Raw genomic sequence first — 20182 nt, 5'->3', positions numbered from 1 at the left:
TTTATGCTTCGATGCCCATCTGGCTCGTCGTGCTCGGCGTCATTGTGATCGCCGTGGGGGTGGCGCTGGTTGTTGGGGTTCGACGGCCCCGCTCACTCGAGGATGAGTTGAAGCAACCAGTACCCGCACCTCCGGTTGGGGCCGCGCCGTCAGGGCAAGCGTCGGCTGGGCACGCACCGCTTGCCGCGACGATCGAGGCTCTGGTGACACGGCGGGCCACCGGCAAGCTCGAGGTGACCTCCGGCGATCGAAGCTGCTCCCTCTATTTCCTCTTCGGCCACCTCTTTTATGCGGAGAGCGGCAGTTTCAAAGGCGAGGATGCCCTACAGGCCGCCCTTGCCTGGGGCCAAGTATCGTCGGCGTTCGATCCGAGCGCTCACCTCCCCAGCGAAGAGACGTTTCTGCGGCCAACCGCGTAGCGGACCAGCCCCTCCGACCACCCGGCCGCCACGACCAGGAACCCGAGCGCGATCCATCGCGGACGCCGGTACCACGAACCCAGTGCCATCACCACGTCGCCGGTGAGGCGAACCGCAACTGCAGCGGGCGACATGTTAGCCAGCACGTAGCGACCGGCGGCAGTCCCTCGCAGCCGTTCCACGTCCGCCGCCGTGAGCACGATCGCCGACCCGGCGATCGGTAGCGCGAGGCGCGTCACGATCCCGGCGACCGGCCGATGCCGCCACAGCAGGGTGTTGGAAATGAGCGAGGCCGAGATGTCAGCGGCCAGCTTTAGCGGATGGACCTGGTGGAGCAGGACGCGATCATCCATTTGCCGGGTCTCCACCGGGTTATCGCTTCTTTCGCCGCCGAAAGCGGCGCTGCTCCCGCTCGCGGTGCGGAAGGTAGGAACGATCACCGATCCATTGCGCCGGAATGATCGCCAGCGCGCGGGCCAGGCCATTGATGGGCGCGGCGTAGTTGGAGCGAAACTTGGCGAACTTGGTCCAGGCCTCCTCGGGGGAATTGCACTGATAGCCCGCCTTCTTCAGGCGCTCCCAGGCTTCGTCGAATTCGAAGCGCTCGATGACGGGCGTATCGGCCGGCACCGCCCAGCGGCGGAAGTACCAGGAGAGGTCTTCGACCAAATGGTTGCCGACGCGATACATCAGCTTGGCCGGCCCCTCGGATTTGTCATCGACGGTGCTCATGACGAGGACCGCGGCATCCATCACGGCCCCAAACGAGTTGAGCCATGCCTCGTTATCGTGACTCGATCGAAAGAAGACCAACGAGGGGTAGGCCAGGTGGCTCTCCAGCACCGCCGCCGCCCACAGTTTCCAATCGTCAAAGGTCTTGATCAGCTCGTCGCGCATATTGTGTGCCGCCGCTGTCTCCAGAATCTGGACGCCGGAGGGCGGCGCGCCGGCGAGTGCATCGAGCGTCACGACTAACTCCTCGCGTCGCTGAAATGCCTGATACAGCGAAAAGAGGAGCGTGATGGCGAGCGCCGCGAAGATGATGCCGGTCGTGCTTTCGAAGATGGTCGCCAGGCGCGCCGGTACCCCGATGGGAATGATGTCGCCGTAGCTGAGCGGCACGAGGGTCGTCGCCGAAAAGTACAGCGACGTGCCCAACGAGTCTGGTGTCGGGCGCAGCTGCTCGCGCAGTCCATCGATGATCAACCCGTATCCGAGCACCAGCGCCAGCCCCCACACGGCGAAGGAGAGGAGGACGCCGATCGGGCCGTAGGTCGCCAACCACCGCTCGCGCCGGGGGATCGACGACATCCGATTGCCCACCCATCGCCAGGTGAGCCAGGCCCCGCGAAGCAGGTAGCGCACCGTCGCCAGCTTGTTGATCGCCGGGCGAGGCAAGACGACCGACTGAAAGAGGTCGTAGAAGACGATCAGGACGAGGGCGACCCCAACGACGATCTCCCCCCAGTGAAGCGCGGCGAGGAGCATGGCTCATTATGTAGTCCTGACGGCGGAGCCTAGAGCTTCGTTACCTACTGCGACTGGTCATTGTTGTTCTCGAAATCGAACAGGTCGAGCAGATCGCTGATCGAGTCGAGCCGGTCGCGCGGAGGCGCTGGCTTGCCGCCCGACTGGTAGTTCCCGCCCGTGGGGGTGGCTACGTCGAACTGATGGTTCCGCGAAGCAAGGGTTGGCAGTCCATGCAGCCGCTCGATCAGCTTCAGCGTCGAGGCGTGCTCTGCGGGCTTGCGCGACAGCACCGGGCCCCGCCGGGCGAATGGCGAGATGACCCAGAACGGCACCCGGATGCCCAATCCGTAGGCATCCACCTGTGGCGGCGCCACATGATCGAAGAAGCCGCCGTGCTCGTCATACGTGAGCAAGAACGCCGACCGCTTCCAGGCATCCGACTCGCGTAGCGCGGTGATGATCTCCTGCTGGAACCCCATGCCGACCGAGATATCCGCTGGCGGATGCTCGTCGAAGCCCATCGAGAAGCTCGGGATCACCCAGGAGACGTCAGGCAGTTCGTCATTCTCGCAGTCGGCGAGGTAGTCGGCCTTGGTCGCCGTCGTTCGCGGATCGTGCGCCCATCGACTCCAGAAGACGGCAACGTTGTCGCTGTCGCCGGAGGGAACGTCGTCCGAGCCGATGCTGTAGATCTTCCAGGTGACATCGAACTCGTCGAGCAGGTCGAGGATGATCGGCCAGCCGCCCGAATCGAAGATTCCATAACCCCAGAGGCCGTTCGTCGTGATGCCGCCCGATGTTCCAGACATGAGGTAGAAACGGTTCGGCCAGGTTGGACCGAGCAGCGAGCAGAAGTAGTTCGCGCAGAGCGCTGAGTTGCGGAACAAGCTGTAGTAGAAGGGCAGCTCGCGCTGCGTGTAGTAACCGATCGCGTCGTTGCCCCCAGTGGTATAGAAGCCGTCCATCTTGCCCCCGTCGTACTGCTTGTGGACGCCATTCCACCCGTGGGGCGGATCGTTGGTCGAAAGCGCGGTGAACTCGAATGGGGCATGTCGTCCGCCCGCCGCATCCGGCTGCGTGTACCCCGGCGGCGGGCCATAGCCCTTCGCCTGCACCTGGCCGGAGTAACCGAAGTAGTGGTCGAAGGAGCGGTTCTCCTGACACGAGATGATCAAGTGCTTGATCGGTGACTTCTTCTTGTCGGGACGTTGCGCCCGCGCCGCCACCGACAAAGGCGTCCAGAGGGTTCCGCCGAGAACTGCCGCACCCGCTACCGCGGACTTCTTGAGAAATGTTCGACGTGTGTAGGCATCGTTCTTTGCCATCTGCGTCCTCCCTTCCTCCAGTGGTCAGGAGAGTCTACCCCTGGGGTGATACGATTCGCGCCCGGGATGCGTTAAGGGGAGAGAATGGCCGTCACGTCGCTTCGGGGAGAGCCGACAGCACGACTCAGCTTCGGCCGGCTGGCGGCGATCAACGCCTTCTGGTTCGGCGGCGGCGCCCACTGGCAGCCGATCTACATCTCGCTCATCCCGGTCGGCGCCACCCTCATCGCCGGCTCCAACGCCGATCTTCTGATCGGCCGGGTGACGGCCGCGGGCGGGGTCTTTGCCCTACTCACCCCCATCCTCGTCGGCTGGCTGAGCGACCGAACCGTGACCCGCTGGGGACGCCGGCGGCCCTGGATGGTAGCCGGCACTGTTCTGAACATCATCGGTCTGGGTTTGCTGGCGCTCTCGACGAATCAACTGACCTTTATCGCCGCGTACCTCGTCGTGCAGTTGAGCAACAATGCGGCCGGGGCTGCCTACACGGGCGTCATCCCGGACGTCGTCCGGGCGGAGGATCGAGGCCGCGCCTCGGGCTTGCTCGGCACCATGAACCAGCTGGGAACCGTCGTTGGCGTCGGGCTGGTGGGCCTCACCTTCAAGCTCTACGGTGATACGCGCGCCGGCCTTCTCGCCGGCTACGGCGTCGTCGCCGTCATCCTCGCCATCACGCTGTTGATCACCGTGATCGCGGTCAAGGAGCCTCGGATCATCCCCCCACCCCGGCCCTCCCCCCGACAGGGCAGGGGAGATTTGTCCATAGCGGCCATCGTCTGCGGTGGGGCCTTCCTCGTCGCCCTCATCGCGTTGTTCGCGATCCTTCTCCTTCAGCTTGGCTCCTTCCTATGGCCGGTCGTCGCCGTCTTCCTGGCGGCCGGCATCGTCACCGTGATGGCCGCGCGACAGCTTCCGGCGCTGATGGCATTCTTCCAGGCGTTCCGTTCCAACGACTTCTTCTGGACGTTCGCGACTCGCGCTTTAGTGACATTGGGCATCTTCTCGATCCTTCCGTTCATGGAGCTGTACTTCCGGGACGTCGTGCGCGCGAAGGATGCCGGCGCCGCCAGTGCCTTCTGGCTGCTGGCGGTGATTGCCGGGGCGATCATCCCCTCGATGATCGGCGGCGTCCTGTCGGACCGGACCGGGCGGCGCAAGCTGTTCGTCTACATCTCCAGCGCTATTCAGGCCGTCGTCGTTTCCATCCTGCTCTTCGGCCTGGTCCGCTCCCTGACCGTGCTGTATGTCCTCGGCATCCTCTACGGCATCGGCTACGGCGCCTACTACGCCGTCGACTGGGCGCTCGCCTGTGACGTACTTCCCAATCGCGAGGAAGCGGCGGGGCGAGACATGGCGCTCTGGCACGTCTCCTTCACGCTTCCGCAGGTGCTCGCGCCGGCCATCCTGGCCGGGTTTCTCCACTTCTTGAACGAGCCGGGTCACCAGCTATTGGGCGTCGCGAGCGGCAACGACCTGGGCTTCCGCTTCATCTTCGGGAGCGCGGCGCTGTGGTTCATCCTCGGAACGGTGATGGTCAGCCGTATCCGAGGCGTTCGCTAACGGCGCCGAGCGTCGCCCCTCGGGTAGCGGGGCCACCAGCCTGGCACGGCGCGCCGGTAGCTGTCGTACTTCGCGCCATGCCGGCGGTGCAGCGCGGGCTCCTGGTAGCCACGAGCAAACGCCACAAATGCCGCCGCGACGGCACATCCGTACAGCAGCAACACAAGCTGCCCCAGAAGGAGCGCCTGGCCGGCGATCGTGGCGAAGACTGCCAGGTACATCGGATTGCGCACAAACCGGTAGAGTCCCCCAACCACCAGCCGCTCCGTTGGCGAGACCGGCGCGGGCGTGCCGACGCCTTCCACCACGAATTGCACCAATGCGTGAATCAGCACGCCGAGGCCCGTGACAAGAAGCAGCGCACCCACCAATCGCAGTGGCGCCCAGTAGGGCAATGGGTCCTCGACACGCCAGCCGGTGAGCCACCAGGGGACGAGGCCGGCGACGACTCCAGGTGCCAGCACGAAGAACACGGCGCTGCCGGCGGCAGCCGTTGCTCTACCCATCTCCGGTGATTAACTTGTACCACCGCCATGGCCGTACGCGACGTCCGTCCGCTGCTCGAGTTGTGGGAGGACGTCCAGGCCGTCGACCATCACTGTCACCCCCTCCGACGATGGCCCTTCCAGCTGACCGGGCCTGAGCTACGCTCGGCCTTTACCGAAGCGATCGATCCGGCGATCGCCGATCAGCATGTGATCTACACCGCGGCCTACCAGGGCGCGCTGCATCGCATCGCGGTTGAGCTTCACTGCGATCCGAGCGAAGGCGCCATCCTGGACCATCGCAACGCGGCCGACCCGGCCAGGTACGCCAGGCAGTTGCTCGGCCGGACGGCGACCGAGGTGATGCTAGTCGACCATGGTTTCGCCTCCAGTGATGCCTTCACGGTCGACGAGCAGCAACAGGCCACCGGCATCCCACAGCTCGAGATCATTCGCCTGGAGACGCTCGCCGAAAATCTTGTCAAAACCGCGAGCGAACCTCGGGAATGGTTCGCGAACATCCGCGCAGCGCTGCGAGCCGACGTCGCGCGCGGCGCCGTCGGCGTCAAGACCATCTGCGCCTACCGCGCCAGCCTCAAGCTCGAGCCGGTCGATACGGACGCGCTCGGCGTTGCCTTCAGCAGCCTGCGTTCACGCACCGAACGCGACGAACCGCTGCGCATCACCGGCAACGCCATCTGCCATGCGCTCGTCTTCGAAGCGGCCAAGGAGTGTCAGGAACTCGACGTGCCCTTGCAGGTCCATTGCGGCTTCGGCGATCCGGACGAGGACCTGGCCGAAGCCTCGCCGCTCGGTCTCCGGCCGCTCTTCATCGATCCCAGTTACCGCGGCCTGCGAATCGCTCTCCTCCACTGCTACCCCTATCACCGCGAGGCCGCCTACCTCTGCTCGGTCTTCCCCGGCGTGTACATGGACCTGTCGCTGACCATCCCCTTCGCCGCCCTCGACGGCGCGCGGGCGATGCGCGAAGCGCTCGGCCTCTGCCCCACCAGCAAGCTGCTCTATGCCAGTGACGCGACCCGATATCCCGAGGTCTATCTCGTTGCGGCGACGCTGCATCGCGAGGCACTCGCCGACGCGCTCGGTGAACTCGTCGAGCGGCGGGTCATGTCGCGCTCTGCCGCGGTCGACGCCGGCCGGCAGGTATTGGCCGGCAACGCCCGCCGCCTTTACCCGCTGCCAAACGGACCCCGGCAGTAGGCCAAACGGCCTAACCGGCGGATCGGATTGAAACGCATCATGTCATGACATGAATCCCCTCAACGGTGTGGCGCGCATCCTCCTCATCGCGGACGATCGCGAGAGTGGGGAGCCCTATCGCGATGCGCTGGCAGCCGGCGGGTACGAGGTCTCGCAGGCCATTAGCTTCGTCGAGGCGCTCGACTCCCTGATGCCGGACCCGGATGTCATCGCTCTCTGCGAGTTGGCGGTGTTTGCCTACCCGGCGCAGAACGCCCAGGTGCTGAGGGTTCCGGCGGAGATGACACCGGCGGCGCTCGTCGTCGAGGTGCACCGCCGCGTCGCACTGCGTGCCACGCTGTACGCCACCATCGCCCAAGCGGCCTGACGCCTACTTGATCAGCTCAGCGAACGCGGCCAGCAGCACTCGTGACCGTTGCTGCTGCGCGCCTAGATAGATTCGCAGCTCGTCGCGCACCTCGTCCGCCGTCCGCTTCCAGACCCTGCCCAGGGTAGGCTCGGCGACCCGCAACCACGCCTCCACCCCATCGGCGTCGACCTCGAAATGAAACTGCATGCCCCAGGCGTTGCCGCCCAGGCGGAAGGCCTGGATCGGCACGTCATCGCCGGCCACCAGGAGGTCGGCGCCGGCGGGCAAGTCGAACGTATCTTCGTGCCACTGGAAGACCCGATCGCCGCTCTGGAACGCGCCCAGCAAGGCGTCGCGCTGTCCCAGGTCAGTGACCCGCACGGGTTTGAAGCCCAGTTCGTGCACCGCCGCCCGGTAGACGGGTGCGTCGAACGCCCGTGCCAGCATCTGCGCGCCCAGGCAGATCCCCAGCACCGGCAACCCGGCGTCCGCCGCCCGCCGCATCAGCGCTCGTTGGGTGAGCAAGTAGGGATGACGGTCGATCTCGTCGACATTCATCTCGCCGCCGAACACGATGAGGCCGCCGATTTCTTCGAGGTCCGGCCACCTGACCTCGGCCTCGAAGGCGTCAAGGCGGATGAGTGGGACGCCCGCCTCGGCGAGCACCGCGGCCGTGATCCCCAGGGTGTCATCGCGGTCATTCCGAATTCCAAATACCGGCTTCATCGGGTTCGCTGATATTCTCCTTGAGGGCGACTATGAAGATCGGACTCGATATCGCTGACTTCACCTGGCCCGTCGGACCGGCCAAACTCGGGAGCACGCTCGGCCAGATTGCCCGCACCGCGGACCAGGCCGGCTTCGACTCCATCTGGGTGATGGACCACTTCTGGCAGATCCGGATGAACGGCCCCGAACACCACGAGATGCTCGAAGGCTACAGCGCGCTCAGCTACATGGCTGGTGTAACCTCGCGCGTGAAGCTCGGCACCATGGTGACGGGCGCCATCTATCGCTACCCCGGTATCCTGGCGAAAACCGTCACCACGCTCGACGTCCTCTCCGGCGGACGCGCCTGGCTGGGCATTGGCGCCGCCTGGAATGAGGCCGAGAGCAACGGCCTCGGCATCCCCTTTCCGCCGATAAAGGAGCGCTTCGAGCGGCTCGAAGAGACACTCCAGATTTGCCTCGCCATGTGGGAAGGCAAGCGCGGAAGCGAAAAACCCCTCCGTGGGGCGCATTACCAGCCGGAACGGCTACTGAACTCTCCCCAGTCCCTCACCCGCCCTCACCCACCCATCCTCATCGGCGGCGGCGGGGAAAAGAAAACGCTGCGCCTGGTGGCGCAGTACGCCGACGCCTGCAACCTCTTTCCGACTCCCGAAATCCCGCGCAAGCTCGACATCCTGCGCGAGCACTGCAAGGCCGTCGGCCGCAACTACGACGACATCGAGAAGACCTCCCTCTTCCAGTTCGACCTGGGCGACAACGGCGAAAACCTCGGCAAGGTAATCGGGGGCCTGAAGTGGCTGGCCGGCATGGGCATCCAGACCGTCATCGGGCATGTGCCGAAGATCTACGAGACCAAGCGGCTCGAGCTCATTGGCGAAAAGCTGATTCCCGCCGTAGCTGACCTCGAGGCCGCCACCGCCGGCTTGCGCTAGGACGCTGTCAGCTTTAGGGGCAGGGCGATTGTAAGGCTACTTGTGGTCGACGAGGCTCCCTTGACAATCTCCGCCGGGGGGCCAAGCTTATGCCGTGGAGGACGCCCTGGCGATTGGCAACCCTGAGCTGAGGGGCCTGGGTCATGACCTGCGCACACCGCTCGCGGTCATCAACGGCTACGCACAGTTGCTGAGATCCGAAGATTTATCGCCGGAGCAGCGCGCGCGAGCCTGCGATCTGATCCTCGAGAAGTGCGAGGAACTCAACACGGTGATCCGACGCCTTCTCGAGCCGAGTGAGTCGGGACTGCAGACGCCAGTCGCGGTCGAGAGGACAGCCTAAGGCCTTAACCGACCCAGGCTAGCCAGAGTTGATGGGTCAGGCGGCGGCGCCTCGTCATCAAGCGGCCCCATGCCCCGCTGCGCCGGACGATCACGACCGGCTCGCGGATTTGATCAGGGTGGGCGAACGCGGTCTGCATCGTCATAAAGAGTCGATGCATGTCGGTCTTCGGTCCTCCGACCATCACCCTCTGCGGCCCGCTGAGAAGAACGCCGCGCGGTCCGCTCATCGTCTGATAGTTGACGGCGATCGCGTCGCGCAATGCCCCCCAGTACGCAAGCAGCGAAATGCGCGCCCGCGGGATCTCTAGCCGGGTTCGCCCGAGCACCACCAGACGGCGGTCGGTCAGCAGGAGAATCGACGAGGTGCCCAGAACGCCGACGTAATGGATGGAGGCTTCAGCCAGGAGCCGCTCGCCGGCACTGGGGATCCCGGCGGCCATGACGCTCTCGGCGTAGCGCCTATAGTCGAAGTCCGGCACGTCGATCAAGGTTGGCCACCCGTCGTCGGTGCCATCGCCGGGATCGCGCACCACGAACCGCTCGATCGCGCCGGCCTTCTCCTTCGGCCCCGGTAGGTCAGGCACTGCCGGCGGATCGTCGAGGAGCGATTTTGACGCCGGGGCCGTCGGGGCCCGGCTTACAAACCAGGAGTCGGGCCCCTTCCAGCACAAGACCATCGCAATCAGCGGCAAGAGCAGGAACAACCCGGCCAAGGCGACCGTGAGCCAGCTCGCGTTGGACTCGAGGATGGCGAAGTCGTCCGTGTGCGCGCCGTTGATGGCCATGAGGTAGCCGTCGAAGACCTCGATCTGGACCGTGTCTCCCACCGCAAACGCGCGGTCCGGCGCAGCGCCATTCGCCAGCCTGATCCAGGTTCGCGAACGGTTGACCGTCGGTACGTCCGTGGGAAGGCGGATGTCGATATGCCCTCTGGCCGAAAAGCCCGTCACGACCGCCGGCGTGTCGAACCGGCAGGTTAGCGGGTCGGCCGACGCCCGCTCACACAGTGGGGCTCGCTCATAGGCGGCGAGCTCCGCCCGGTCATGAATTCCCAAGAACACTGAGCCAAGGGTGAACGCCAGGCCGGCGACGGCGCAGCCGGCCATGAGGACGATCCCCGCCCGACGAGATCCGGCGATGGCGCTCGCCTTCATCGCGGCGTCGGCGCTGCCATTCTTCGACGGAGCAGCGCTCACCGGTCGTAGCGGGATCCCGAGATAAGAGGCGAACGACCCCATTCGTGCCGGCGTGAAGCGGTCCACCCACAGGAGGGCGTTTCCGTCTCGGTTGACGAAGTAGTAGCGAGGGGCACCAGGGCGGGCCGTCGTCAGGTATTGGATGGCGACGACGTCGTGGCGTGGCACTCTCTGTGGTGGCTGGAACATCTTCTTCCACCGAATTTCGGTGGCGTCGGCGCTGAGCGTGCGTGGCTGAAAGGTCCGTCCGACGACTAACACGAGCAGTGCCACCGGAAGTGCGAGCCGCGCCTGGGCCCCGGCTGCGTTTCCACCTATCCAGATGATCAGGCCGAGATATGCCCCAAAGATGACCAGGATCGCGACGGCAATCCGGAACGGATGAAAGTAGTGAAGGCGCTCGGCAGGCGCCTGGAATTCCGGAGCGTAGGCCGGGAGGCCCATGCCAGATCAACGTCGCCTAGCCGGAAATCTCCCTCCATTTCAACATATAGCAGGGACGGGGACTTGCGGCAAGACCCCGGTGATGGCCCACAATTCGGTTTCGATGCGCGTTCTGCTGTCGACAATCGGGTCGCGTGGCGACGTCCAGCCGTTGGTCGCACTGGCGTCGGAACTGAGAGAGCTTGGTCAGGAAGTCCGCCTGTGCGCGCCGCCCGACTTCCGCGACTGGATCGAGGCCCTCGGGATCCCCTTCGTCCCCATCGGGCCCGAGGTCCGACCGTTTGCGATATCCAGCCCACCAGCTGTCCGCGCCAGACCCTCGCCCGAACAGATGCGTCAGATTGCGGACGCTACGGTCGCCACCCAGTTCGAGGTCATACCGGCGGCCGCCGAAGGGTGCGACATCCTCGTGGGAGGTGGGGCATTGCAAATCGCCCTTCGTTCGGCGGCCGAGCTGAGGGGAATCCCCTACGTCTACGCGAGTTATTGCCCGATCTCCTTGCCCTCGTCGCACCACGCGCCGCCCGCATGGCGGGGAGACTCAGCGCCGGACGGTACGCCTGACAACAGCAAGCTCTGGGCTGAGGATGCACAACGTTGGAACGATTCCTGGGGCGTGGCGCTCAACGCGCATCGGGCATCCGCGGGCCTGCCCCCGGTCGCTAACGTGCGGGACTACATCTTCACCGGTACGCCCTGGATCGCCGCCGACCCAACCTTGGCGCCCTGGCCTGAGCCTGGGGACCCGAACGTGATTCAGACCGGCGCCTGGATCCTGCCGGACCAGCGTCCGCTGTCGGCAGAGCTGGAGACATTTCTCGAGGCGGGCGAACCACCCATCTATCTGGGCTTCGGCAGCATCCGCACGCCGCAAGACCTCAGCCAGAACATGGTCCGGGCGGCCCGGGCGCTCGGACGCCGCGCGATCGTGTCCCGCGGGTGGGCCGACCTGGCACTTCCGGACAAAGAACCCGATAGCCTGTCCATCGGAGAGGTCAACCAGCAAGCGCTCTTCAAGCGGGTCGCCGCCGTCGTGCACCACGGGGGCGCGGGCACCACGACCGCGGCCGCGCGGGCCGGAGCACCCCAGGTCGTCATCCCCCAGCACTACGACCAGTTCTATTGGGCACAACGAATCGCCCAGCTCGGAATCGGAAGCGCCCACCCGCCCGTCGTACCGACCGCTGACTCGCTGGCCGCGGCTCTCAGCCACGTCCTGCAGCCCGACGTGGCGGCCCGTGCTCGACTCATCGCCGGCGCCGTGCGCACCGACGGCGCACAGGCCGCCGCGCAGCGATTGGTCGCCGCTCGTTCTGAAACGAGTTCTTAAAAGCGGGGTTGTCGCCTCAGGCGGTTTCGACGTGCGCGTGCGGAACGCTTCGCCGCTCGCGCGCGTATTGCACTGCGGTGAGACCTACACGCCGCTGGCTGGAGAGTTGGCCCTTGTGCGACGCCTTATAGCTGCCCGACGTTGGCGCCACGTCCCGATAATCTCTCCCAACCGCAACCGTGACATAACTGAGGCCGACCTCCCGCCCGTGGGTCGGATCGAAGGCCACCGCGACCGCTTCGGGGGCATTTTTCCCTCCCCCTCCGGGGGAGGGCAGGGTGGGTGCCGCCGGAACCAGCACATCAACCCAGGCATGCGTCCCGCCTTCACCCAGCAAATGCCCGGACACGTAGCGCGCCGGGAGCTCGCAGAGGCGGCAGAGCGCCAGCATGATGTGCGCGTAATCCTGGCAGACGCCCTGGCTCAGGGCAAGCGCCTGTGCCGCCGTGGTCTCCACCGAGGTGACGCCCGCCGCGTAGCTCATCGTCTCGTAGACCCAGCGATTGATGCGGCGCGCCAGCGGCAGTGCGTCCTCACCGGCCATGCGCAGGCTGGTGGCGACCGCGCGCAGCGCCTCGTCGGGTTGTGTCAGCGGCGATGGATCGAGATAGCGGCGATCGGTCAGCGCCGTCCCGGGCATGCGAAGTGGCCCAAGGGCGAAGCGCTCGACCACGATCCAAGCTTCGAAGTCGATCGCGGTTTCGACGAAGGGGACGTGGAGGTCGAGGACCACATTGCCGAAGACATCCCGGCGCTTGGCAACCGTCATCGGAGAGACCGAGACGTCTAGCTGGTGGCGCAGCCGCCGTTGGTCGCCATGACGCTTCGGCGGCAAGACGACGAGGTGATGATTCAGGTCCGCGATCGGCCCGGGGTACTCGTAGTGGAAGTTCTGGTGAATCAGGTACACCGAGCGCTGCACCCGACCCCAATCGATCTCCGTGTGATTGAGGAGGCCGAGCGACTTGATCTGCGACGAATCGAGGGCCACGATCGATGCATCGATGCGGGGCAGCCGTTCCTGCACTTCTAGGGAACCTCTTTCCTCTCCCCCACCGCGGCGGGAACGCGAGACGGTTGACTGGGGGGTTGGAGCTCATCTGCCCAAACCACGAATTTCCTCAAGTCCACCAGACCATAGGTGGTTACCATCGCCACGTCAAGCGCGTCGCGTCCTCGCCCGATCACGATGCGGCCGATGCGCGGGGTGTTGTTGCGCGGGTCGAAGGTGCGCCAGTGCCCGTCCACATACGCCTCGAACCAGGCGGCGAAGTCCATCTTTGCGTATGGTGGCGGCACGTCGATGTCAGGAAGATAGCCGAAAACGTAGCGCGCCGGGATGTTCAGCGCGCGGCAGAACGTGACGGCCAGGTGCGCGAGGTCGCGGCACACACCCACCCGCCGCTCGTATACGTCGAGTGCCGTGGTGAGCGGGTTGCTGGTCCCTAACTGGAAACGGACGTGATCATGGACCCAGTCACAGATCGCCTGGACACGGCCCCAGCCCGGCGGGATCGATCCGAACAGCTCCCAGGCGATGCTCGACAGCACGTCCGAGAGGCAGTAGCGGCTGGGCAGCGTATACACCAGCACCTCGTCGGGCAGCTGCTCGACCGGCACCTGCGGGGCGTCTGGCACGACCTCGTCAGGTCCACCGGGCACCTCGACCAGGGCGTCATAGCCGATCCGGAACGAGCCCGCCGGCATAGTGGTGCGGTAGCAGACGTTGCCATAGAGATCGCGGTAGTGATGGAGGGGAACGTCAGGCTCGCTTTCCCACGCCTGGCGCAGGACCCGGTGGGGGCCGTCGGCACGAGGCTGCATCTGAAGAACCGCCGGGGTGGGCACGGCAACCTCGAAACGGATTTGGCATCCAACGCGTACGCGCCTGGTCAATGGCTGCGTCACTGCTCGGCCCAACTTTCCCCTCCACCGCTTGCGGGGGAGGGTAGGGTGGGGGCCGTTATCCGGCGGATCACGACCTCGACCTCAGGCGTTTCCCCCGGCTCGGCCGCCACGAAGACGCCGTGCAGTGGGGCCGCGTCGTCGTAGTCGCGGCCAACAGCGGCCGAGACATGGTGATCACGAACGGTGGTCGCATAAGTTGGATCCAGCCCGACCCACTCGCCCTCCGGTGTGGCCACCTCTACCCAAGCGTGACTCTCCAGGGTCCCCAGGTCCTCGTCCGGGACCCAGTAGCCACTGACGTAGCGCGCAGGCCACCCGAGGTACCGGCATAACGCAAGCATGACATGGGCGAAATCCTGGCAGACGCCGACCCGTCGTTCGAGCACGTCGGCCACGCTGGTCATGACGCTGGTGGAGCCCTTCAGGTACGCGAGGTGCTCGGGCAGGCGGCGAGTCGCGAGGTACAGGGCCTCGCCATCGCCCGCGTGCACTTCCAGCGTGCGGGCCAGTTCGGCGACCGCGGGCAACCACGGCACGCGCGGACTGGAAAGGGCAAACTCGAGGGCCGGGTCGCGGGCCAGTCGTTCGCGCTCCCAGGGACGGTCGAGGTGAACCTCCTCTGTCGCCAGCACGCGCACCTCGCTGTGCGCGGTGATGACGAGTTCCAGATGCGGCGCCTCGACCGAGACCAACCAGACGGCGTTGCCAAAGTAGTCGACCGACGAGCTCAGCTCGGCGTCGGGACTCACCTCGAGGTGAAAGTGCTCCAGGCGCTGCGATCGTGTTTTTCGCGGCTGCAAGCGCACCTCGTTGCGGCTGCGCTGCGCCACCGCCGGATACCGATGGCGGCTCGAGTGCGCGATGGCATAGAGGTTCAGGCCGCTACCCACGTGTCTTTGACCCCACCACCCGCCGAGGAATTCACGAGCCAGGCCTCGGTGGTCGGCGCGACCCGCGTAAGGCCGCCCGGGACCACCCAGGGCGACGATCCCAGCAAGACGAACGGCCGCAGGTCGCAGCGACGCCATTCGATGGTGCCGTCGGTCATGAGGCAGGGCAGGCGCTCCAGATCGAGCGCCGGTTGCGCGATCAGACTTGCCGGCTCCGCCTCAACGGCGGCGGCGGTGGCCGCCCGTTCCTCGGCCGGCGCGATCGGGCCAAAGACGATCCCCTTCCCCCCACTGCCCTCGACCGGCTTGAAGACGAAATCCTCGAAGTGCGCGAGAGCGTGCCGGCGCTGCGCAGGATCGGTGAGATCCAGGGTGTACGGCTGCTCCAGCAGCGGTGGCTCGCCAAGGTAGTAGCGGACCATGTCGGGAACGTAGGGGAAGAGCGACTTGTCATCGGCGATGCTGCAGGTCGGTGCATTGGCGAGCCCTAGCTCGCCGTTGCGCCAGGCAGCGATCAAGCAGGGGACGCCAATCACGGACCCGCCGAACCCCGCCAGGGGGTCCAGGTAATCCGGCGAGAAGCGGTGGTAGATGGCGCTCACGGGATGACGCTCCGCGCCCTTTAGCCGCCAGACTCCGCGGTGACTGGCGAAAAGATCTTTTCCTGTGACGAGCGGAGCCTCCATCAGGCGCGCCAGCTCCTCGTGTTCGTAATAGGCGGCGTTGAGTGGACCCGGGCTGAGCACGACCAGCTCCCCATCCGACGGCGCCCGCTCGCGAAGCACCGCCCGCAGTCGTCGCGGGTAATCCTCGAGCCGCGCGGCACCGAAGGCCGGCATCGCCCGCCCCAGCACCCTGCGCGTCGCCCAGCGAGCGGCCAGTGCATAGCTGATGCCGGAGGGCACGCGCACGTTGTCCTCGAGGACCAGCCAGCGCCCATCGACTTTGACCAGGTCGATGCCGGCGACGGCAATCTGTCCGGGGCGCTGCGCCGCCGGACTGCTGGCGCCGCGCAGGTAGGACGCCGACCCGTAGACAAGGTGCGCCGGGATCCGCCCGGCCCGCAGGATGCGCTGCTGCCCGTAGACGTCCTGGATAAAGGCATCGAGGGCGAGCGTACGTTGCACCAGCGCGCGTTCGAGGGCGTGCCATTCGGCGGCAGCGAGGCGGCGCGGGAGAGGGTCGATGGGGATCGGTCGATGCAAGATTCCGCCATCGTCTTCGGGCACGCCAAAGGTGACGCCCCGTTCGGCGAACAGACGCGTCGCTTCCTGTGCCATAGCGGGATTGACACCAATCGCTCCATTTCCCTCCCCCGCTTGCGGGGGAGGGTAGGGTGGGGGCTGTGGACGCGTAGCGACCTGGGCCATGACCTCACTGTGAGGCTTGGAGAGCGGTGGGGTAACGTGCAGAACTCACAAGTTTCGCGGCCGAGCTTGTGCAGCCATGCCGATTAACGACCCCCACCCTACCCGCGGGGGAGGGAATTGAACCGGAGTCCCCCAAAAGTAGGGGGTCAGTATCTGAATAATCGTCCGCAGGCAACGGTTCTCGTTGTATGAGCACTGAGATTTCGACCGCGTCGACCGTCGATCACAAGATCAATCCACTGCCGCGCAACCTCGGCCTCGCCCTCGCCGTCATCGCGGTGGCCCAGTTGATGGTCGTCCTCGACGCCACCATCGTGAACATCGCCCTCCCTTCGATCCAGAAAGCATTGCAATTCAGCGCTACTGGCCTGGAATGGGTGATCAACGCCTACGCACTCACATTTGGGGGCTTGCTGCTCCTCGGCGGCCGGGCCGGTGACCTCTTCGGGCGGCGGCGGATGTTCACCGCCGGGATCGTGGTCTTCACCCTCGGCTCGCTGGCCGGTGGCTTTGCCACCAGCGCGACCTGGCTGATCATTGCCCGGGCGGCGCAGGGAATTGGTGCGGCAATCGTCGCGCCGACGGCACTGTCGCTGATTGCCGATACCTTTAGCGAGGGCCCGGACCGCAACCGGGCGCTCGGCGTGTATGGGGCGGTTGCCGGTGCCGGAGGCGCACTCGGGCTGCTTCTCGGAGGGGTGCTTACGAACTTTGCCTCCTGGCGATGGGTCCTATTCGTGAACGTGCCGATCGGCATCGTGCTCGCGATCGTGGCCCCGCGCGTGCTGGCCTCCTCGCACCGCCGGCCCGGCCGGCTCGACCTGCCCGGAGCGCTGACCGTGACGGGTGGAATGGTGAGTCTCGTTTACGGCTTGTCGCACGCCGCCACCTATGGCTGGACGGACATGGTGACGCTCATGGCGCTCGGGCTGGCGGTTTTGCTCCTGCTCGTGTTCGTGACCATCGAGTCGCGCAGCCGGCACGCGCTGATGCCGTTCACCATTTTCGCGCAGCGCAACCGCGATGGGGCCTACATGCTCTCTCTCGTCATCGGCGTGGCCGTCTTCGGCGTCTTCTTCTTCCTGACGCAGTTCGTGCAGAACATCCTGGGCTTCAGCCCGCTGGTCGCCGGCGTGGCGTTTCTCCCGTTGACCGCCGCCATCATCATCACGGCGCAGATCGTCGCTCGGCTGGTCGGCCGGTTCGGCCCGCGGCCCTTCATCACGATCGGCCCCTTGCTGGTCGCCACCGGCCTCTTCTGGCTTTCGCAGATCAATGACCAGACGAGCTACCTGACCGGTCTTGTCGGACCCATGCTGCTGATCGCCGTCGGGATGGGCAACATCTTCGTCCCGCTCACGCTGATGGCGGTCGCAGGGACCACTTCGGAAGAGTCTGGCCTCGCCTCGGCGCTCCTCAACGTCGGGCAGCAGATCGGTGGATCCATCGGCATCGCGCTCCTCGGGACGATTGCCGCGACGGCGACGAAGAATCAGCTGGCCGGCGTCATTCCGACGCATGCGGCGCTGAATCACGCGCTAGCAGCTGGCTACGGATCCGCATTCCTGGTCGCCGTGGGAATCGCGCTGCTGGGGTTTGTAACGGCCGTCCTCGTCTTCCGCGGAACCCGCAGTCCGCAGACCGCCGCCCGGCTCGCGGAAGAGACCGCGGCCTAAAGAAAGTTCCGGTAAAACGAGAAAGGGCCCCACGTTGGGACCCTTTCTGTCGTTTGCGGTGAGCCTACTGGCCCAGACCGCCCGAGATGTTGCAGAAGACGTTCTTGACCTGGTTGCCGAGGATGATCAGAACTACGATGACCACGACAGCGATCAAGACGAGGATAAGGGCGTACTCGACCATACCCTGCCCTTCCTCACGGTTGAGCAGATTGCGGATCTTGTTGTAGATGGTGCTAAACATTGGTGTCACCTCCTGTGAAAGAGACTGGGCTTAGTGTGGCATCCAGTCGTTCCCAGGAGGTCAAGGCGGTGAACCCGGTCTGCGCAGAAAAAGTGACGGACCAGTGAATGATGGGCCGTTCCTACCTGAAATTACGTAGGGCCATCCACCATCGGACGTCAGGTGCCCGGGCGGGGCTCAGTGCTGGTAGACGACCGCCCCGCCGCCCAGGCTCTCGACGGCATGGAAGTGAGCATCCAGCCAGCCGCGGAACCCGGGCACGCGGTCGAGGCGGGGGCCGTCGACCAGCACCCACCGAACGTCGTATCGCACACGGGCGGCCTCCAGGTCACCTACCGTGAGCAGTACGGCCTCAGTCCGCTGGCCCGAGGTGTCGACCAGCGACCCCGGCATGTCGCGGTCGGCTGCCGCAACCGCGTAGGCGTTGTCGCTGATCCAGAAGTCCCCCGGCCCGCTGGCCGCGCGGATCGCCGCCACCATTTCAGCGTCGTGAAGATCCGGGCGAAGGGCCACCCTTGCCTCGCTTACGGCAACTGCGGCGCCGGTGGCCGCGGTGACCAGCACCAGGGCGGCAGCCGCAACCAGGGCGCCCCGTCCCAGCTCGCCAAGATTCCCAAGGCCGACGGCCGCCGTCATCGCCAGCGCCGGCGACAACATCACCAGATGATGCGGAAACAGCGGCTGGTAAAGGAGCACGGCCAACACCGAAGCCAGGACCCACGCCAGGGGCATGACGATCGTGCGATCGCGGCGCAGCAGGGCGACGAGGGCGCCAAGGGCGGCGAGCACCTCTAACGGCAGTTCGCGCTGGACTAGCAGGAATCCGAGATTGCCATCAAGGCCTCCCTTCTCCGCCGCTCCCGCACGCAGATGCATCAACACCAACTGGTCGACGGCGGCACCCAGCGATGCCAGCGCTGGCAGCAGGATCACGAAAGATCCGAGCAGCCCGCCAGCGATCGCCGCTGCGACCAGCCGGCCGCGCCCGCGAGTCGCGCCGAGCAGGACCAGGGCGATCGGCACGAGGCTGACGGCGCCGAGCAATTTGATGCCCACGGCCAGCGCCAGCGTCAGCCCGGCACCGGCGGCGAGCAGTTCCCGCACTCGTCCATCGGCCCGGACGGCGGCGAGAGCGAGCGCAATGGCAACCGTGCTCAGCGCAACCGCCGGCCCATCGGCCTGCAAGACCACTGACTGGTGAAGGTAAACAGGGCTGGTTGCCGCCAGCACCAGGGCGAGCAGGCCAGCCAGGTCACCGGCCAGCAGCCGACTGACGACATACGTCGCGGCTAATCCGACCAGTCCGAAGAGGAGGACCCCGACCCGCAGACCCGTCAGCGAGTGCGCAAACCGATAGAACGGCAGAAAAGCGTAGTAAAACCCGGGCGGCTGCGAGGCAAAGACCGAGCTGAACAGCGGCTCACCGCGCGCGAGGGCACGAAGCGACTGCCAGTAAGAGCCCTCGTCGTCGCCAAGGGAGGCACGCAGGAGGATTGCCTCGGCCGCGACGAATCCGATGCCAACGAGGACGGCCGCCCACGCCGCCGACGCCCGCGGCCGCCACCCCATTCCCCAATGCTAGAAAAACCTACGCTGCCTCGACGGCCCGCCTGTAGACGAGGATCGCGATGCCATCGCCAACGGTCTTCGACTCGGCCAACTTCAGCATCTTCATGTCCTTCGTATCGCCGAAGAGGCGCTTGCCGCTTCCGAGGATGACGGGAAAAACCATCAGGTTCAGCTGGTCGACGAGATCACTCGCGATCAGCGTCTGCACCAGCCTGGCGCTGCCGCTGACGAGGATGTCTCCCTTCAGCCGCTGCTTGAGCTTTCTGACCTCATCCAGGACGTTGCCGCTGAGGATCGTCGAGTTGTTCCAGTCGGCCTTCTTGAGCGTCTGGGAGACGACGTACTTGGGCATGCTGTTGAATTTGGCCGAGAATGGGTCGCCACTCCTCGACGGCCAGGCCTCAGCAAAGCCCTCATAGGTCACTCGGCCCAACAACTGCGCCTCGGCGTTGTTGACCTCGTCGATCTTGAACCTGTCGCCCTCATCGCTTCGGGCGAACTTGAAGGTCCAGCCACCGTGTTTGGTGTGCTCGCTCCCGCCCGGATCCTCCATCACACCGTCGAGTGAGACGAACTCGGTTACAACGATCCTTCCCATGTGATTCTCCTTCTCCTTGCTGTTTGCGGCTTACCCTACTGACTCGTCGAACGAGAAGAAGCCAAATCGACACGAGCCCCCACCCACCCTCCCCGAACGTCTCAAACGCTCGCTTGGCA

21 protein-coding genes are annotated in these 20182 nt (G+C 65.7%); 8 read left to right on the top strand and 13 right to left on the bottom strand.

Annotated elements, in window-relative coordinates:
- Positions 1–11 precede the first annotated feature (11 nt).
- A complete protein-coding gene (locus VHK65_12545; protein ID HVS06972.1) occupies positions 12–419 on the top strand; it encodes a DUF4388 domain-containing protein in 408 nt (135 codons plus the stop codon).
- On the opposite strand, the gene VHK65_12540 is transcribed toward VHK65_12545, so the two are convergent.
- From VHK65_12540 to VHK65_12530, 3 genes are read right to left on the bottom strand one after another with little or no spacing between them, the layout of a single operon-like run.
- On the bottom strand, positions 377–772 hold the full coding sequence (locus VHK65_12540) for a hypothetical protein (GenBank protein HVS06971.1): 396 nt from the start codon (positions 770–772) through the stop codon (positions 377–379). The genes VHK65_12545 and VHK65_12540 overlap by 43 nt on opposite strands.
- A gap of 19 nt (positions 773–791) precedes the next feature.
- A complete protein-coding gene (locus tag VHK65_12535) occupies positions 792–1907 on the bottom strand; it encodes a potassium channel family protein (protein ID HVS06970.1) in 1116 nt (371 codons plus the stop codon).
- 44 nt (positions 1908–1951) lie between these two features.
- Complete coding sequence (locus VHK65_12530; GenBank protein HVS06969.1) at positions 1952–3214, bottom strand: alkaline phosphatase family protein; 1263 nt, start codon at positions 3212–3214, stop codon at positions 1952–1954.
- Between the two features lie 84 nt (positions 3215–3298).
- Between VHK65_12530 and VHK65_12525 the strand changes: the two genes are divergently transcribed.
- On the top strand, positions 3299–4774 hold the full coding sequence (locus tag VHK65_12525; protein HVS06968.1) for an MFS transporter: 1476 nt from the start codon (positions 3299–3301) through the stop codon (positions 4772–4774).
- Here VHK65_12525 and VHK65_12520 read toward each other — a convergent pair.
- A complete protein-coding gene (locus VHK65_12520) occupies positions 4771–5280 on the bottom strand; it encodes a methyltransferase (protein HVS06967.1) in 510 nt (169 codons plus the stop codon). The genes VHK65_12525 and VHK65_12520 overlap by 4 nt on opposite strands.
- 27 nt (positions 5281–5307) lie before the next feature.
- Here VHK65_12520 and VHK65_12515 point away from each other — a divergent pair, with 27 nt between their 5' ends.
- Both VHK65_12515 and VHK65_12510 read left to right on the top strand, forming a co-directional pair.
- Positions 5308–6480, top strand: coding sequence for an amidohydrolase family protein (locus VHK65_12515; protein HVS06966.1), 1173 nt, complete (start codon positions 5308–5310; stop codon positions 6478–6480).
- Between the two features lie 49 nt (positions 6481–6529).
- Positions 6530–6847 carry a hypothetical protein gene (locus VHK65_12510; GenBank protein HVS06965.1) on the top strand — a complete coding sequence of 106 codons (318 nt, stop codon included), beginning with the start codon at positions 6530–6532 and terminating at the stop codon, positions 6845–6847.
- A 3-nt stretch (positions 6848–6850) separates the two neighbouring features.
- Here VHK65_12510 and VHK65_12505 read toward each other — a convergent pair whose 3' ends face one another.
- A complete protein-coding gene (locus tag VHK65_12505; protein HVS06964.1) occupies positions 6851–7555 on the bottom strand; it encodes a type 1 glutamine amidotransferase in 705 nt (234 codons plus the stop codon).
- 32 nt (positions 7556–7587) lie between these two features.
- On the opposite strand from VHK65_12505, the gene VHK65_12500 reads away from it, so the two are divergent.
- Positions 7588–8493, top strand: coding sequence for an LLM class F420-dependent oxidoreductase (locus VHK65_12500; GenBank protein ID HVS06963.1), 906 nt, complete (start codon positions 7588–7590; stop codon positions 8491–8493).
- 94 nt (positions 8494–8587) lie between these two features.
- Positions 8588–8836 carry a histidine kinase dimerization/phospho-acceptor domain-containing protein gene (locus VHK65_12495; GenBank protein HVS06962.1) on the top strand — a complete coding sequence of 83 codons (249 nt, stop codon included), beginning with the start codon at positions 8588–8590 and terminating at the stop codon, positions 8834–8836.
- Positions 8837–8840: 4 nt separating this feature from the next.
- Here VHK65_12495 and VHK65_12490 read toward each other — a convergent pair whose 3' ends face one another.
- Entirely contained in the window at positions 8841–10478 is a 1638-nt protein-coding gene (locus tag VHK65_12490) for a hypothetical protein (protein HVS06961.1), read from the bottom strand.
- 103 nt (positions 10479–10581) lie between these two features.
- On the opposite strand from VHK65_12490, the gene VHK65_12485 reads away from it, so the two are divergent.
- The gene (locus VHK65_12485) at positions 10582–11808 is read left to right on the top strand and encodes a glycosyltransferase (GenBank protein ID HVS06960.1); all 1227 of its coding nucleotides are present in this window, start codon (positions 10582–10584) and stop codon (positions 11806–11808) included.
- Positions 11809–11824: 16 nt separating this feature from the next.
- Here VHK65_12485 and VHK65_12480 read toward each other — a convergent pair whose 3' ends face one another.
- The 4 genes from VHK65_12480 to VHK65_12465 are packed head-to-tail and all read right to left on the bottom strand — an operon-like array spanning position 11825 to position 15886.
- Positions 11825–12835, bottom strand: a complete 1011-nt coding sequence (locus VHK65_12480; protein ID HVS06959.1) for a transglutaminase family protein — start codon at positions 12833–12835, stop codon at positions 11825–11827.
- 2 nt (positions 12836–12837) lie between these two features.
- Complete coding sequence (locus VHK65_12475; protein ID HVS06958.1) at positions 12838–13656, bottom strand: transglutaminase family protein; 819 nt, start codon at positions 13654–13656, stop codon at positions 12838–12840.
- A 56-nt stretch (positions 13657–13712) separates the two neighbouring features.
- Positions 13713–14606 carry a transglutaminase family protein gene (locus VHK65_12470; protein ID HVS06957.1) on the bottom strand — a complete coding sequence of 298 codons (894 nt, stop codon included), beginning with the start codon at positions 14604–14606 and terminating at the stop codon, positions 13713–13715.
- Positions 14591–15886 carry a circularly permuted type 2 ATP-grasp protein gene (locus VHK65_12465; protein HVS06956.1) on the bottom strand — a complete coding sequence of 432 codons (1296 nt, stop codon included), beginning with the start codon at positions 15884–15886 and terminating at the stop codon, positions 14591–14593. The genes VHK65_12470 and VHK65_12465 overlap by 16 nt, the downstream gene beginning before the upstream one ends.
- 278 nt (positions 15887–16164) lie before the next feature.
- Here VHK65_12465 and VHK65_12460 point away from each other — a divergent pair, with 278 nt between their 5' ends.
- On the top strand, positions 16165–17652 hold the full coding sequence (locus VHK65_12460; protein HVS06955.1) for an MFS transporter: 1488 nt from the start codon (positions 16165–16167) through the stop codon (positions 17650–17652).
- A gap of 64 nt (positions 17653–17716) precedes the next feature.
- Here VHK65_12460 and VHK65_12455 read toward each other — a convergent pair whose 3' ends face one another.
- The 3 genes from VHK65_12455 to VHK65_12445 all read right to left on the bottom strand — a co-directional run bounded on the left by VHK65_12455 (position 17717) and on the right by VHK65_12445 (position 20063).
- Positions 17717–17896 carry a Flp family type IVb pilin gene (locus VHK65_12455; GenBank protein ID HVS06954.1) on the bottom strand — a complete coding sequence of 60 codons (180 nt, stop codon included), beginning with the start codon at positions 17894–17896 and terminating at the stop codon, positions 17717–17719.
- A 177-nt stretch (positions 17897–18073) separates the two neighbouring features.
- Entirely contained in the window at positions 18074–19465 is a 1392-nt protein-coding gene (locus VHK65_12450; protein HVS06953.1) for a glycosyltransferase family 39 protein, read from the bottom strand.
- Positions 19466–19484: 19 nt separating this feature from the next.
- Positions 19485–20063 (bottom strand): dihydrofolate reductase family protein, encoded by a 579-nt coding sequence (locus VHK65_12445; protein HVS06952.1) that lies wholly within the window; start codon positions 20061–20063, stop codon positions 19485–19487.
- Between the last annotated feature and the right edge of the window lie 119 nt (positions 20064–20182).

The sequence above is a fragment of the Candidatus Dormiibacterota bacterium genome (genome assembly GCA_035544955.1).
GTDB lineage: Bacteria > Chloroflexota > Dormibacteria > CF-121 > CF-121 > CF-13.
This window is presented reverse-complemented; position numbering and strand designations above follow the sequence as displayed.

Bases quoted from the DNA above. Each gene is read 5' to 3' on its own strand.
- VHK65_12465 (HVS06956.1), bottom strand. From the start codon at position 15,886: ATGGCACAGGAAGCGACGCGTCTGTTCGCCGAACGGGGCGTCACCTTT.
- VHK65_12490 (HVS06961.1), bottom strand. From the start codon at position 10,478: ATGGGCCTCCCGGCCTACGCTCCGGAATTCCAGGCGCCTGCCGAGCGC.
- VHK65_12535 (HVS06970.1), bottom strand. From the start codon at position 1,907: ATGCTCCTCGCCGCGCTTCACTGGGGGGAGATCGTCGTTGGGGTCGCC.
- VHK65_12455 (HVS06954.1), bottom strand. From the start codon at position 17,896: ATGTTTAGCACCATCTACAACAAGATCCGCAATCTGCTCAACCGTGAG.
- VHK65_12500 (HVS06963.1), top strand. From the start codon at position 7,588: ATGAAGATCGGACTCGATATCGCTGACTTCACCTGGCCCGTCGGACCG.
- VHK65_12450 (HVS06953.1), bottom strand. From the start codon at position 19,465: ATGGGGTGGCGGCCGCGGGCGTCGGCGGCGTGGGCGGCCGTCCTCGTT.
- VHK65_12505 (HVS06964.1), bottom strand. From the start codon at position 7,555: ATGAAGCCGGTATTTGGAATTCGGAATGACCGCGATGACACCCTGGGG.
- VHK65_12445 (HVS06952.1), bottom strand. From the start codon at position 20,063: ATGGGAAGGATCGTTGTAACCGAGTTCGTCTCACTCGACGGTGTGATG.
- VHK65_12515 (HVS06966.1), top strand. From the start codon at position 5,308: ATGGCCGTACGCGACGTCCGTCCGCTGCTCGAGTTGTGGGAGGACGTC.
- VHK65_12510 (HVS06965.1), top strand. From the start codon at position 6,530: ATGAATCCCCTCAACGGTGTGGCGCGCATCCTCCTCATCGCGGACGAT.
- VHK65_12520 (HVS06967.1), bottom strand. From the start codon at position 5,280: ATGGGTAGAGCAACGGCTGCCGCCGGCAGCGCCGTGTTCTTCGTGCTG.
- VHK65_12545 (HVS06972.1), top strand. From the start codon at position 12: ATGCCCATCTGGCTCGTCGTGCTCGGCGTCATTGTGATCGCCGTGGGG.
- VHK65_12530 (HVS06969.1), bottom strand. From the start codon at position 3,214: ATGGCAAAGAACGATGCCTACACACGTCGAACATTTCTCAAGAAGTCC.
- VHK65_12525 (HVS06968.1), top strand. From the start codon at position 3,299: ATGGCCGTCACGTCGCTTCGGGGAGAGCCGACAGCACGACTCAGCTTC.
- VHK65_12540 (HVS06971.1), bottom strand. From the start codon at position 772: ATGGATGATCGCGTCCTGCTCCACCAGGTCCATCCGCTAAAGCTGGCC.
- VHK65_12460 (HVS06955.1), top strand. From the start codon at position 16,165: ATGAGCACTGAGATTTCGACCGCGTCGACCGTCGATCACAAGATCAAT.
- VHK65_12485 (HVS06960.1), top strand. From the start codon at position 10,582: ATGCGCGTTCTGCTGTCGACAATCGGGTCGCGTGGCGACGTCCAGCCG.